Origin of the sequence: Pseudokineococcus lusitanus (assembly GCF_003751265.1) — a bacterium.
GTDB classification, from domain to species: Bacteria; Actinomycetota; Actinomycetes; order Actinomycetales; family Quadrisphaeraceae; genus Pseudokineococcus; species Pseudokineococcus lusitanus.
Map to the genome: position 1 here is coordinate 348298 of NZ_RJKN01000002.1, position 13294 is coordinate 361591.

Below are 13294 nucleotides of genomic sequence, written 5' to 3' on the forward strand. Positions count from 1 at the left end.
CTCAGCCCGTCCCGGTGACGAGGCCGGGGATGGAGCCGTAGAGCTCGGTGGTGAAGCTGACGATCTCGATGATCATCCAGCGCCCGCAGACGAGGAGCGCGATGCCGACGGCGATGGCCTTCGGGACGAAGCTCAGCGTCACCTCCTGGATCTGGGTGACGGACTGGAAGAGCGAGATGACGAAGCCCACGCACAGCGAGGTGAGCAGGATCGGCGCGCTGATCTTGGCGGCCACGGTCATCGCCTGGACGACGACCTGGAGCACGGCGACGTCGTCCATCAGCCGGCACCTCCCCCGGAGTAGCTGCCGAGGACGGCGGTGATGACGAGCCCCCAGCCGTCCACGAGGACGAAGAGCAGGAGCTTGAAGGGCAGGGAGACCGTGACCGGCGGCAGCATCATCATGCCCATCGACATCAGCGCCGCGGAGACGACGAGGTCGATGACGAGGAACGGGATGTAGATGACGAACCCGATGATGAACGCCGCCCGCAGCTCGGAGAGCACGAACGCCGGGATGAGCGTCAGCAGCGGGGTGTCGGCCGGCGTCGCCGGGTTGGGGCGGTCGGCGGCCCGGGTCACGAGCGCCAGGTCGTCGGCGCGGACGTGGGCCAGCATGAAGTCCCGCAGCGGGCCGACGCCGACCTGCAGCGCCTGCACCTGGTCCAGCTCGCCGCGGAGGAAGGGCTGCACGCCGATCTCGTTGACCTCCGACAGCACCGGGGCCATGACGAAGAGGCTGAGGAACAGCGCGAGGCCCGCGAGCACCTGGTTCGGCGGGGCGGCGGTGAGCCCCAGCGCGTTCCGGGTGATGGACAGGACGACGAAGATCTTCGTGAAGCTCGTCGTCATGAGCAGCAGGGCCGGCGCGACGGACAGCACCGTGATGCCGAGGAGCACGACGAGCGCGCTGCTGGGCTTGCCGTCCACACCCTCGATGTCCACCGAGACGCCCGGGCCGGTGCCCTCGGTGAGGCCCTCGAGACCCTCCGTCGGGGCGGGCGCCGTGGCGGCCGCGGCGCCGGGCGCCAGCAGCAGGTGGACGGCCAGGAGGCCGAGGAGGACGGCGACGAGGCCGCCGAGGAGCGCGAGGAGCTGACCGCGGCGCGGGGCGGCCGCGCGGCGCAGCGGGGCGACGACGGCGCTCACCGGCGGGTCGTCCGCTCGCGGAGGACGTCGACCGCCTGGGCCCACGTGCCGGGCGAGAGGGCCGAGCCGGCGAGCGGGCCACGCGGCGCGGGCACCGCGGCAAGCGCCTCGGCGACCTCGGCGGGCACCTCCTGCGGCGCGGCCGGGGCGGCCGGCGCCACGGGGGCGGCGTGGCGCGAGGCGGGCGCGGGGACCACGGCGTCGAGGTCGACGGCCGTGCGGCGGGCCGCGGGGGCGGCGGGCGCCTCGGGGCGGGCGAGCATCTGCTCGACCGGCTGCGAGGCGAGGAGCGTGACCTGCTGCTCGGTGACGCCGACGAGCAGCCCGGTCTCCCCGACCTGCACGAGGGCGACGCTGGCGCGCCCCGAGAGTTGCTGGCGGGCCAGCACGGTGATGCTGCCGACAGCGGCGCGCGCACGCCCGCCGCCCTGCTTGAGCATCCCGCGCCGGACCATCCAGACCAGCCCGACGACGGCGGCGAGCGAGCCCGCCACGCGCAGCAGGAGCCCGAGGGCGTCCGGTGTGTCCATGCCTGGTGTGTCGGCACGTCGGGCGCCCGGGTTGAGCCGGTCGGGTGGATCGTCGGCGTGTCGTGCGGGGAGTCCTCAGCCGGCGCGGGGCGGCGTCGAGCGCGCCGACGTCGTCGCCGCCCGACGAGGGGGCAGCCACGCGACCTCGCGCCCACGTACATCCCGGGGGCCCCCCGCTTCCCGACTTCGCTGCCGAAGTCGGCCCTGGACCCGCCCTCGGCACGACTTCGCTGCCGAAGTGGGCCTGAGATGGCCGGTGCCGACGACTTCGGCAGCGAAGTCGGGGAGAGGGGGTCAGTGCCGACGACGTCTTCAGCGAAGTGGGGGTGGCGCCCACCACGACGAGCAGGCGCCTGCTCGTCGCCAGGAGGGCTTCCTGACGACGAGCAGGCGCCTGCTCTCGTGTGGGGTCGGTCCGGGTCAGCCCTGCTCGGCGCCGACGATCTCCGTGACGCGGAGGCCGAAGTCCTCGTCGACGACGACGACCTCGCCGCGGGCGACGAGCCGGCCGTTGACGAGGAGGTCGGCGGGGGCGCCGGCGGCGCGGTCGAGCTCGACGACGGAGCCCGGCGTGAGGGTGAGCAGCTCGCGGACGGTCATGCGGGCGCGGCCGATCTCGACCGACAGCGTCATCTCGACGTCGCGCAGCAGGGCCAGGCCCGCGACGCCGCCGAGCGCACCGCCCGCGGACGGGGACGGCGTCGGCGCGGCGTCGTGGCCGTCGCCGGCGACGAGGGCGACCCAGGCGCGGGCCGTGCCGTCGACGAGGAGGGGGACCACGGGCACCGAGGAGAGGTCGAGGTCACCGACCGCGCCGACCTCGACGGGCCCGAGCACGACGGGACCCGCTGCGCCGGCGGCGGCCTCGAGCGCGGGGCGGACGGCGGCGGCCAGCGCCGCCTCCGGGGCGCCGCCCGGGCCGGCCGGGTCGGACAGGAGCGCGCTCGCCGTCTCGGTGTCGAGGACGAGGACGACGTGGCCGCTGCGGGCGCCGGAGTACGGCGCCGTGACGGCCGGGGCACCGGCGTCGGGGACCGCGGTGGGGCTGCCGTCGGCCGCGGGGTCGACGACGAGCTGTCCCGGCGCGGGGACGAGGCCGGCGGCCGCACGGGCCGCGGCGACGACGTCCTCGAGCGAGGCGACGGCGGGGGCGGTGGTGGGCAGGCTCATCGGGGCAGCTCCTCGGTGGACACGACCAGGCAGGCGAGACGGGTGGACGAGGCCGTGGGGACGGCGCGGGCGAGGACCTGCCCGGCGACGACGACCTCGAGGGGGCGGGACGTGGGGTGGCCGAGCCGCACGACGTCGCCGACGGCGAGCTGCAGGACCCGGTCGGGCGTGGTGGCGGTGGGCGCGAGGCGGAGGCCGACCTCGACGGGGACCTCGGGGACCGCGCCGACGACGGCGGCCTGGGCGCGGGCCTCGGCGGCCAGCTCCTCGGGCGTGCGCGTCGTGGGGGCGGCGGTGGAGCCGAGGCGCGCCTGGATGGGCGCGAGCACGAGCGCGAGGGTGGCCTCGGCCGTCGTCGTGCCGACCGTCACGGCGAGGTGGGCGACGACGACCTGCTCCGACGCCTGCGCCGCCTGCGCGAGCTGCGGGATCTGCTCGGTCCCGGTGCGCTCGGCGCCCAGCGGCGTGATGGTGGCGAAGGCGTAGTCGAGGGCGGCCAGGGCCTTGTCGCCGAGGTCGCGCAGGACGCCGACCTCGAGCTCGGTGAGCTCGCGGGGCTGCTGGACGCCGCCGGGCCCGCCGAGGCCGTGGTCGACGACGGAGAGGACGACCTCCGAGGGCACGTGGAGGAGCCCGGCCGCGCCGATCTGCGTGCCGACGACCACGAGGGGCGCCGGCACGGGCAGGGTCGCGACGTGCTCGTCGTACGTGGCCTGCTCGACGGAGCGCAGCTCGACGGCGACGTCGGTGCGCAGCCGCGTCACCATCTGCGTCGTCCACTGGCGGGCGAGGGTCTCGAAGGCCAGCTCGAGCACGCGGAGGTGCTCGCGGGCCATGCGGCCGGAGGCGCGGAAGTCCCAGGCGACGACGGCGCCCCGGCGGCGCTCTCGGGCGCTGCCGGGGCGGGCGCCGCCGGGGCGCTGCGCTGGTCGGGTGGTGGGCACGACCAGGCATCGGCGGCCGGGGCGCCGGGCTTGAGCCCGGACGGGTGACTCCTGCGACGAGGCGCGCGGGCCGGCGGCGTGGTGCCGCCGGCCCGCGCGCCCGGGGGTCACGCGGAGAGGGTCGTCACTGGGTGACGAACTCCGTGAAGTACACCTTGTAGACCTCCTCGTGGTACGGCGCGGCGATGCTCTCGGTGAGCTGCTTCTTCAGCTCCTCGCGCGTCGCGTTGTCCGCCAGCTCTTCCTTCGAGCGGCCGGAGAACAGCGCGATGGCCTGGTCGAGGGCGATGCTGCCGTCCGCCTCGTGGGCGGCGTCGGCGGTCTGCTGGAGGGCCAGGCCGAGGCGGAGGTAGGCCCCGTCGGCGAGGTTGATGGAGACGGGGTCGAGGGTGACGACCTCGCCGGCCTCCGGCTCCTCGTGCTCGGCCTCGGCCGCGGCGGCCGGGTCCGGCTTGAGCAGGAAGAACCAGGCGCCGGCCGCGACCGCGAGCACGAGCACGACGACGCCGATGAGGAGGGGCAGCTTCTTCTTCTTCGCGGGCGCCTCCCCCTCGGCGGGGGCGGCGGTGGTCTTGGCGGCCATGTCGGGGCTCCTGGTGCTGGTGGGGGTGGCGGTGGTGCGGGCGGGCGGTGGTCCGGACGGCGGCACGGTCAGTGGCCCCCCTCCGCGGCGTGGTCGGCGGCGGCCGCGGCCACGACGGCCTCGGCCGGCGGGGCGGCCGCAGGGGCGGCGTCGACGGGCGCGGGCGCCACGGCGACGGCCGGGGGCGCGGCGCTGGAGTGCAGCTCCTCGGCCGCCTCGGGCAGGAGCGCCTTGACCTCGGCCGGCTGGTCGGAGGCGACGACGAGGTCCACCCGGCGGTTGCCGGACAGCGCCTCGGGCGAGTCGCCCTCGAAGAGCGGCCGCGTCTCGCCGAAGCCCATGGCCGTCATCCGCTCGGGGGCGATGCCGTCGGCCTGGAGGTACCGGACGACGGCGGCCGCGCGGGCCGCGGACAGCTCCCAGTTGCTGGGGTAGAGACCGCCGCGCACCGGCAGCGCGTTCGTGTGGCCCTCGAGCTCGAGCGGGGTGTCGATCCCGCCGAGCACCGGCGCCATGGCGTCCAGCACGTCCTCGCCCGTGGGCTGGAGCGTGGCCGAGCTGGACTCGAAGAAGACGTCGTCGGCGACGATGGCGCCGACGAGGCCGTCCTCGGTGACGCGGAAGCCGACCCGGTCGCCGAGGCCGGCGCCCTGGAGGGCCGCCGAGAGCTGCCGCTGGACCTCCTCGAGCTTCTCGACCTCCGCCTTGGCCGCCTCGAGGGCGGGGCCGCCGCCCTGGGCCGCCGAGGCACCGGACGAGCCGGAGGCCTGCGGCGAGACCGACTCGTCCTGCACCGACGTCTGCGGCTGCGCGGGCGCGGCCACCGAGCCGTTGCTGACGAGCAGGCCGGAGCCGCCGTCGACGGGGATGGTGCTGCTGGCGCCGACGCCGTCGGCGAGGCCCTGGCGGAGCTCGAGGAACTTCTGGGCGTCGACCTGGCTGATGGCGAAGAGGACGATGAAGAGGGCCATCAGCACGGTGATCATGTCGGCGTAGCTGACGAGCCAGCGCTCGTCCGGGCCGTCGTGGCCGCCGTCGTCGTGGCCGCCGCCCCCGCGGCGCGCGCGCCCGTGGGCGCCGGCCGCGCTCATGCCGCCTCGTCCTTGAGCTCGCCGGCGGGCACGAGGCTCGCGAGGCGCTGCTTGACCAGGCGCGGGTTGGAGCCGGCCTGGATGGCGAGGACGCCCTCGACGACGAGGTTCATCTGCGCGGCCTCGACCTCGGCGAGCCGCTTGAGGCGGGTGCCGATCGGCATCCAGAGCACGTTGGCGGAGAGGACGCCCCACAGCGTCGCGACGAAGGCCGCGGCGATCATGTGGCCGAGACCGCCTGGGTCGGAGAGGTTCTCGAGCACGTGGACGAGCGAGATGACCGTGCCGATGATGCCGATGGTCGGCGCGTAGCCGCCCATGTCGGTGAAGAACTTCGCGGAGCGCTTGTCTGAGGCCGCCTTCTGGTCGCTCTTGTCGAGCAGCATCGTCCGGAGGTCCTCGGGGTCCGTGCCGTCGACGGCGGCCTGGAGGCCGTCGCGGAGGAACTCGTCGTCGACCTCCTTGACGGCGTCCTCGAGGGCCAGCAGGCCCTCGCGGCGGGCCCGCTCGGCGAGGGAGACGATCGTCTCGACCGTCTCGTCCATCTTCTTGGGCGGGGTGAGGAAGGCCTTCTTCATCGAGGCGCCGATGGCCTTGGCGTCCTTGAGCAGGCCGCCGGCGATGGCCACGCCGAAGGTGCCGCCGAAGACGAGGATCATCGGGGCGGGCAGGAAGATCGCGAGGGGGTTGCCCCCCTCGAGGATCATCATGGTGAGGATCGAGCCGAGCGCGAAGATGATGCCGGCGAGGGCTGCGGGATCCATCAGGACCTCCTGCGACGGCGCAGCGGCACGGCCGGCGCGAGCTCGGGGGTGACGTCCGCGGGCCAGGGCTCCTGGGCGGCGGGCAGGGCGACGGGGCCGGACTCGCCCTCGGCGAGGCGGCGCGCCGTCGCGATGACGGTGGCGCGGTAGTCGGCGACGCGGCGCACGACCTCGTCCAGCGGCTCGGAGACGACGTACTTCGTGCCGTCGAGCAGCGTGAGCACGGTGTCGGGCGTGGACTCGACGCGCTCGAGCAGGTCGGGGTTGACCGCGAAGCGTGAGCCCGCGAGGCGGGTGAGGATGATCATGGCGTCCGTCCTTGGCGGCGGGAGGAGCGGTGGCCCCGCTCCCGGAGGTGGCCCGTCCGTGGGCCGTCACGTGATTCATCGGCGCCCCGGGGCGCCGGCCTGAGGCCGTGGCCCTCCCCCGTCCGGCGGAGCGCGCCCGTTCACCCGGGTGGGTGAGAGCGGGCGGGGCGGGTTGCGCGGCAACGGGTCCGGGCGCACGACGGCCGCGCGAGCAGGGCTCGCGCGGCCGACGGCGGGGTCCGGCCCCGGCGCCGCACGGGGCGGCGCCGGGCCCGGGAGGGGCAGGTCTGACGGAGGCGTCAGCGCTTGAGGTTGACGAGCTCCTGGAGCAGCTCGTCCGACGTCGTGATGACGCGGGAGTTCGCCTGGAAGCCGCGCTGGCTGATGATGAGGTTGGTGAACTCCTGGGCGAGGTCGACGTTGGACATCTCCAGGGCGCCGGCCGACAGGGTGCCGTTGGCGCCCTGGCCCGGACGCTCGATCGTCACGTCGCCGGAGTTGACGCTCTCGCGGTAGTTGGACGAGCCGGCCTTCTCGAGGCCGCCGTTGTTCGTGAACGTGGCGACCGCGAGCTGGGCGATGGAGCGCTGCTCGACCGTGCCGTCGGTGTTCTTGAAGATGCCGGTGACGACGCCGTCGGAGCCGATGCGGTACGCCGTGAGCGCCTCGTCCGGGCCGGTGGCCGCGCGGAGCGAGATGCCGCCCATCGAGCCCGCCGCACCGGCACCGGTGATGGTGCCGTCGGGGCCGGCCTGCCAGCCCTGGACCGGGTTGCCCTCGGGGGTGACGAGCGTGCCGTCGCGGTCGAAGTTGAAGGACCCGGCGCGGGTGTACATCTGCTCGCCGCCGGCGCGGACGACGAAGAAGCCCTCGCCGTCGATGCGGAGGTCGGTGTCGCGGCCGGTGACCTGGGTCGCGCCCTGGCCGTAGTTCGTGCTCATGCCGGCGACGCGGACGCCGAGGCCGACCTGCGAGGGGTTGGTGCCGCCGACGTTGGCGTCCTGCGGCGCCGCAGCGCCCTCGAGCAGCTGGCTGAAGGTGTCCTGGAACGTCACCTGGGAGCCCTTGAAGCCCGTGGTGTTGACGTTGGCGATGTTGTTGCCGGTGACGTCCATCATCATCTGGTGGGCCCGCAGGCCGCTGATACCGGTGAACAGGGAACGGAGCACGGGGCGCCTCCTCAGGCGGGGTGGTGCAGGGGTGTCGGGACGGGGGCTGGGGCGGGTCAGGCGGTGGTGACGCCGGTGACGTGGCCCATGGCGACGTCGGCCGTGCCGACCCGCAGGACCGGGCCGTCGTCGGTGAAGCGGACGGCGGAGACGACGCCCACGCCGGTGGCCTTCGTGGTGGGGTCGGTCCAGGAGACCTTCTGGCCGACCAGCGCCGAGGACGACAGCTGCTGCTGCGTGGCGAAGGCGGCCTGGCTCGTGCTGACCAGCGCGGTGAGCTGCTCGACGGTCGTGAGCTGCGTCGTCTGGTTCATCATCTGCGTGGTGTCCATGGGCGAGCTCGGGTCCTGGTAGCGCATCTGCGCCACGAGGAGCTTGAGGAAGGCCTCCTTGTCGAGCGTCTTCGACGGCTCGCGGACGGCCGCCGTGCCGGTCGCGGTGCCGACGGCCGGGGCGGCCGCGAAGCCGGCCGGCAGACCGGTGGTGCCGGAGACGGTGGGCACGGGTCCTCCTGCGGTGGTGGGGCGGGTCCGGCGCCGGGTGGCGCCGGGGTCGTGCGGCGGGGCTCGACCGGTCAGACCGTGAGGTCCAGCCGGCCCGGGGCGGTGGCCCCGGTGCGGGCCTCGGTCGTCGCTGCCTGCACCTGAGGCGTCGACCGGTCCGTTGCTCCGGTCCAGCGACGCGCCGACGGATCACCCGTTCGGCCCTGCCCGCCGCCGGGGCCGGCCCAGCCGGCGGACGCACCGGTGCCCCCGGCGTCGCCGCCCGTGCCCCAGCCGCCGACGTCGACGCCCGCACCGCCTGCGGCGGAGGCCATCTCACGACGGAGCTCGGGCAGCGCCTGGCGGAGCGCCTCACGCCCGGCCTCGGTCTGTGCGTGCAGCTGGACATGCAGCGCACCGTTCGTCACCTCGGCGACGACGCGGACGGCGCCGAGCGCCTCGGGCTGCAGGCGGACGACGACGCGGTGGACGCCCTCCCCCAGCTGCCGCAGCGCGGCGGCACGCGGGACGACCTGGCCGGTCAGCGGGGGCGAGCCGGCGGCGCCGGGCGGCGCCACGGCGGCCACCCACGCGGCGGGGCCGGCGGTGGTCGTCGACGCGACGGCGGGGGCGGCGGCCGGTGCCGCGACCGGGGCGGCCGCGGCCGTGGCGACCGGCGCGGCGGTCGTCGCGGGCGCGACCGGCGCGCCGGTCCCGGCGGCGCCCGGCACCGCGGCGAGGGCCGGGTCGCCGGTGGCGACCACCGGCACGGCCGGGGACGCCGCGGAGGACGAGGTGGCGGTCGGGGTGGCGGTCGGGGTGGCGCCCGTGGCCGGCGCCGGGGCGCCGTCGGTGGACGGGGCGCCGTCCGCCGGCGGGGCGCCGTCCGGAGGCGTGACGCCGTCGGTGGTCGGGGTCGCGTCCGTCGGCGGTGCGCCGTCCGGGGGCGGGACGACGGCCGCGCCCGGGGCCTCCGGCGCGGCGGCGGCCGCGGGAGCAGCGCCGGTGGGCGGGGACGAGGTCGTCCCGGTCGCCGGGACGGACGGTGCGCCACCGGCCGCCGTCGGCGGTCCGGCGACGTCGGCAGCCGGGGCGCCCGGGAGCCCGGCGGCCGGGGCCGCCGGCGGCGTGCCCGGGGCGACGGTTCCGGAGGACGGGGACGGCGGCGGGGGCGCCGGCGCACCGGCGGCTCCGGGGACCGTGGCCGTGGTCGGGGCGGTCGCGGTCGGGGCGGTCGCGGTCGGGGCGGTCGCGGTCGGGGCGGTCGCGGTCGGGGCGGTCGCGGTCGGGGCGGTCGCGGTCGGGGCGGGCGGCGCGACGGGGACGGCGCCGAGCTCGCCGGGGACCGGGAGCACCGTCGGCGTGGCCGCGGGACCGGCCCCGGTCGACCCGGCACCGGTCGACCCGGCGTCGGGGGGCGCGGCGTCGGCCCCGGCGGAGACCGACGCGTCGAGGAGGGCGCTCCCGGCGGGCACGTCGCCCGGCTCCGCGGCGCCACGGGCGGCGTCGGGGCCGACGACGGGCAGCGTGCCGGCGACGTCGCGCCGGCCGAGCAGCGAGCGCAGCGCGGCGAGGGCGTCCTGCCGGGACGGCTCGACGTCGCCGGCCGCGGGCGGCGCGGGCGGGGTGCCCGGGGTCGCCGGCGTGCCGCCCGCCGCGCCCTCGCCCGGCGGGTCGGCCGGAAGGACAGGACGGTCGAGCCGGTCCGGGGCGGCCGGGTCCACCGGGACCCCGGGCGACGGGGCGACGGGGGCGGTGGCGGTGGTGTCGACGGGGCGGGGGCCGGACGGCGTCGTCGGCTCGCCCGTGCCTGGCCGGTCGCGGTGGGCGACGCCGCGCGGAGGCGCGTCCGTCGTCGCGCGGTCGTCGGCGGCCGGCCGGTCGGTCGCCGGACGGGCGGGCCGGGCGGCGGGGGCGCCGGTGCTGCGGCCGGGCTCGCCCGAGCTCGGGCGGTCGCGGTGGGCCACGCCCCGGGGGCCGTCCGCACCGGGACGGTCGGCCCGGTCGCGGCGGTCGGCCGCCGGCCCGGGGGGCGTCTGGCGCGCCAGGGCGTCGGCGAAGCCGCCGTCGTCGCCGCGCCCGCGGGGGGCGCGCGGGGCGAGGGGGGCGGCGTCGGCGAGGCCGCGCGCGGCGGCGCCGACGACGGGGCTCACGCGGCGATCCCGAGGGCCGAGGTGATCTTGCGCACGTAGTTCTGCGTCTCCTTGAACGGCGGGACGCCGTCGTACTTGTCGACGTTGCCGGGACCGGCGTTGTAGGCGGCGAGGGCGAGCGGCACGGAGCCGTCGTACTTGTCGAGGTGGCGGGCGAGCAGGCGGGCGGCGCCGTCGACGGCCTGCGCCGGGTCCATCGGGTCGACCCCGAGGTCGCGCGCCGTCCCCGGCATGATCTGCATGAGACCCCTTGCGCCGGCGGGCGAGACGGCGCGGGCGTCGCCGCCGGACTCGGCCTGGGCCACCGCGGCGAGCAGGCCCGCCGGCAGGCCGTGCTCGGCGGTGGCCGCGGCGAAGAGCGGCTCGTAGCGGGCGACGGCCGAGGACACCGAGCTGCGGATGGCGCTGGGGCGCGCGGCGCCGGCGTCGAGGGCCGGCGCGGCGGCCGCGCTCGTGGCGGCGGGCTCGGTGCCGACGACCCGGCGGATGCTCGTCGGGGTCTCCCAGACCTTCGAGATCTTCACGACGTCGCCGCGGTGCGGGGCGTGCAGCATCTTGCCGTCGCCCACGTAGATGCCGATGTGGCTGCCGCCGTCCATGACGACGAGGTCGCCGGGGCGGGCGGAGGCGAGGTCGCGGACGGGCTCGCCGACCTTGCCCTGGTCCCTCGCGACGCGCGGGACGTCGACGCCGATGTCCTTCATGGCGCGCTGCACGAGGCCCGAGCAGTCGAGGCCGCCCGTGGCCGGGTCGGTGCCGCCCCACTTGTAGGGGACGCCGAGGTACTTCCGGGCGGCGGCGACGAGGTCGTCGCCCGTGGGGCCGCCGGCGCGGGCGCCCGTCGTGGACCGCGCCGCCGCGGTCGCGGTGGTGGCGGCGGCCTTCGGGCCCGAGGAGGGCGAGCCGCCCTTCTGCACGAGGTCGTCGAGCAGGGTGGAGAACTGGGCGCCGGACGCCGTCGTCGACGCCGTGGCGGTCGCGGCGGGGGTCACCGCGGCGGTGACCTGCGCCAGGCGGGACTGGATGTCCGAGATCCGCGCCTGGACCGCCGCGATGCCGCTCACCGGTCGTCCGCCTCCTGCTGCCCGCCGAGGGGCTCGTCGTCGTCCCCGGACCGGGGCGCTCTCCTGAGGTCATCGATCCGTCGCTGGTCGACCTTGAGCGCCCGGCGCGCCTCCTCCACGGCGCGGCGCTGCTCGAGCTGCTCGAGGGCGCGCGTGCGCCCGCGGGCGGCGGCCCAGGCGCGCTCCGCGTCCCCCGCGGCGGACGCGGCCAGCTCGGCCTCGCCCTGCGCGGCCACGAGGGCGCCCCGCATCGCCGAGCGGGCGGCCACGGACGCGGCCCAGCCGGCGGCCCCGCCGCCCTCGAGCTGGTGCGCGCCGAGCGTGGCGCGGGCCTCCTCGCGCAGGCGCGCCGCGGAGCGGGCGCCCGCGCCGGCGCGGGCGTGCTCCCCCGCGGCCAGCTTCTCCTGGGTCCGGCGGACGCGCAGGAGCCCGGCGAGCCGGAAGCCGCTCACGCGGCGGCGCTCCCGTCGCCGGCGCCACCGGCGTCGGGGTCGAGCAGCTGCGCGAGGCCGGACAGCGCGGCCCACGAGTGCTCGGGGTCGGCGAGGTCCTCGACGGGCTGGGTGAGGAAGGCCCGCGTCGAGGGAGCGCCGTCCACGGCGGCGTCGACGAGCGGGTCCGCGCCGCGGACGTACGCGCCGACGTCGATGAGGTCCTGCGCGTCGCGGCGCGCCGCGAGCGCGCGCCGGACCGCGGTCGCGTCGGCCCGCTGGGCGGGCGTCGTGACGCGGGAGGCGACGCGCGAGACGGACCCGAGCACGTCGACCGACGGGAAGTGGCCTGCCGTGGCGAGCTTGCGGTCGAGGACGACGTGGCCGTCGAGGATCGAGCGGGCCGCGTCCGCGACGGGCTCGTCGTGGTCGTCGCCGTCCACGAGCACCGTGTAGATGCCCGTGATCGAGCCGACGACGCCGGGCCCGGCGCGCTCGAGGAGCCGCGGGAGCATCGCGAAGACCGACGGCGGGAAGCCGCGGGTGGCGGGCGGCTCGCCGACGGACAGGCCGATCTCGCGCTGGGCCGTGGCCACGCGGGTCAGCGAGTCCATCATGAGGACGACGTCGAGGCCCTGGTCGCGGAAGTGCTCGGCGACGGCGGTGGCCGTCGCGGCGGCGCGCAGCCGGACGAGCGGCGGCTCGTCGCTCGTCGCGACGACGACGACGCTGCGGGCCAGCCCCTCGGGGCCGAGGTCGTCCTCAAGGAACTCGCGCACCTCGCGGCCGCGCTCGCCGACGAGGGCGAGGACGACGACGTCGGCGCGGGCGCCGCGCGCGACCATCGACAGCAGGCTCGACTTGCCGACGCCGGAGCCGGCGAAGAGGCCGAAGCGCTGGCCGCGGCCCGCGGGCACGAGGGTGTCGAGCACGCGGACGCCGAGCGGCAGCGGCTCGCAGACGCGCTGGCGGTCGAGCGCGGGCGGCGGCGGGGCGTCGAGGGGGACGTCGGTCAGCTCGCCGGTGAGCGGGCGGCCGTCGAGGGGGTTCCCGAGGCCGTCGAGGACGCGGCCGAGCAGCCCGTCGCCGACGCGGGCGGTGAGGCGGCGGGCCACCCGGCGGACGGGGTCGCCGGCGGCGAGGCCGTCCGCGGTGCCCAGCGGCATGCAGGCGAGGACGCCGGCGCGGACGCCGACCACCTCGGCGCGGACGCCGGCGACGCCGCGCTCGGGGTCGCCGCCGATCTCGAGCACCTCGCCGACGCCGGCCACGAGGCCCACGACGTCGACGGCCAGTCCGCTCACCGAGCGGACGGAGCCGAGGGCCAGGGGGCCGCCCTCCCGGACCGCGCCGGCGAGCCGGGTGCGGAACGCCTCGAGCCCGGCGGGCAGCGGCGGGACGACGGGCACGGGCGCCGGGGCCCACTCGAGCGGCGGCGTCGGCAGGACGGCCGGCT

The 13294-nt window shown here is 77.4% G+C and carries 15 protein-coding genes; all 15 read right to left on the minus strand.

From position 1 onward, the window contains the following. Window position 1: 1 nt before the first annotated feature. Entirely contained in the window at window positions 2-280 is a 279-nt protein-coding gene (locus tag EDC03_RS04775) for a flagellar biosynthetic protein FliQ (RefSeq protein WP_123379051.1), read from the minus strand. After that, on the minus strand, window positions 280-1149 hold the full coding sequence (gene fliP, locus EDC03_RS04780; RefSeq protein ID WP_123379052.1) for a flagellar type III secretion system pore protein FliP: 870 nt from the start codon (window positions 1147-1149) through the stop codon (window positions 280-282). Before fliP ends, EDC03_RS04775 begins: the two co-directional genes overlap by 1 nt. Next, entirely contained in the window at window positions 1146-1679 is a 534-nt protein-coding gene (locus EDC03_RS04785; protein WP_123379053.1) for a FliO/MopB family protein, read from the minus strand. Before EDC03_RS04785 ends, fliP begins: the two co-directional genes overlap by 4 nt. 420 nt (window positions 1680-2099) lie before the next feature. Beyond that, complete coding sequence (fliN, locus tag EDC03_RS04790; protein WP_123379054.1) at window positions 2100-2849, minus strand: flagellar motor switch protein FliN; 750 nt, start codon at window positions 2847-2849, stop codon at window positions 2100-2102. Then, entirely contained in the window at window positions 2846-3793 is a 948-nt protein-coding gene (locus EDC03_RS04795) for a flagellar motor switch protein FliM (RefSeq protein WP_123379055.1), read from the minus strand. The genes fliN and EDC03_RS04795 overlap by 4 nt, the downstream gene beginning before the upstream one ends. Before the next feature lie 124 nt (window positions 3794-3917). Further along, a complete protein-coding gene (locus EDC03_RS04800) occupies window positions 3918-4376 on the minus strand; it encodes a flagellar basal body-associated FliL family protein (RefSeq protein ID WP_123379056.1) in 459 nt (152 codons plus the stop codon). A gap of 68 nt (window positions 4377-4444) precedes the next feature. After that, window positions 4445-5467, minus strand: a complete 1023-nt coding sequence (locus tag EDC03_RS04805) for an OmpA/MotB family protein (RefSeq protein WP_123379057.1) — start codon at window positions 5465-5467, stop codon at window positions 4445-4447. Further along, window positions 5464-6231, minus strand: a complete 768-nt coding sequence (locus EDC03_RS04810; RefSeq protein WP_123379058.1) for a motility protein A — start codon at window positions 6229-6231, stop codon at window positions 5464-5466. Before EDC03_RS04810 ends, EDC03_RS04805 begins: the two co-directional genes overlap by 4 nt. Beyond that, window positions 6231-6539 carry a flagellar FlbD family protein gene (locus tag EDC03_RS04815; protein WP_123379059.1) on the minus strand — a complete coding sequence of 103 codons (309 nt, stop codon included), beginning with the start codon at window positions 6537-6539 and terminating at the stop codon, window positions 6231-6233. Before EDC03_RS04815 ends, EDC03_RS04810 begins: the two co-directional genes overlap by 1 nt. 299 nt (window positions 6540-6838) lie before the next feature. Beyond that, window positions 6839-7708 carry a flagellar hook-basal body complex protein gene (locus EDC03_RS04820; protein WP_123379060.1) on the minus strand — a complete coding sequence of 290 codons (870 nt, stop codon included), beginning with the start codon at window positions 7706-7708 and terminating at the stop codon, window positions 6839-6841. Window positions 7709-7764: 56 nt separating this feature from the next. Continuing rightward, on the minus strand, window positions 7765-8211 hold the full coding sequence (locus EDC03_RS04825; protein WP_199719941.1) for a flagellar hook assembly protein FlgD: 447 nt from the start codon (window positions 8209-8211) through the stop codon (window positions 7765-7767). Window positions 8212-8282: 71 nt separating this feature from the next. Beyond that, window positions 8283-10343 (minus strand): flagellar hook-length control protein FliK, encoded by a 2061-nt coding sequence (locus tag EDC03_RS04830; RefSeq protein ID WP_123379061.1) that lies wholly within the window; start codon window positions 10341-10343, stop codon window positions 8283-8285. Further along, a complete protein-coding gene (locus EDC03_RS18380; protein WP_123379062.1) occupies window positions 10340-11407 on the minus strand; it encodes a transglycosylase SLT domain-containing protein in 1068 nt (355 codons plus the stop codon). The genes EDC03_RS04830 and EDC03_RS18380 overlap by 4 nt, the downstream gene beginning before the upstream one ends. Then, entirely contained in the window at window positions 11404-11859 is a 456-nt protein-coding gene (locus tag EDC03_RS04840) for a hypothetical protein (RefSeq protein WP_123379063.1), read from the minus strand. Before EDC03_RS04840 ends, EDC03_RS18380 begins: the two co-directional genes overlap by 4 nt. Continuing rightward, window positions 11856-13229 carry a FliI/YscN family ATPase gene (locus tag EDC03_RS04845; RefSeq protein WP_123379297.1) on the minus strand — a complete coding sequence of 458 codons (1374 nt, stop codon included), beginning with the start codon at window positions 13227-13229 and terminating at the stop codon, window positions 11856-11858. The genes EDC03_RS04840 and EDC03_RS04845 overlap by 4 nt, the downstream gene beginning before the upstream one ends. Window positions 13230-13294 lie beyond the last annotated feature (65 nt).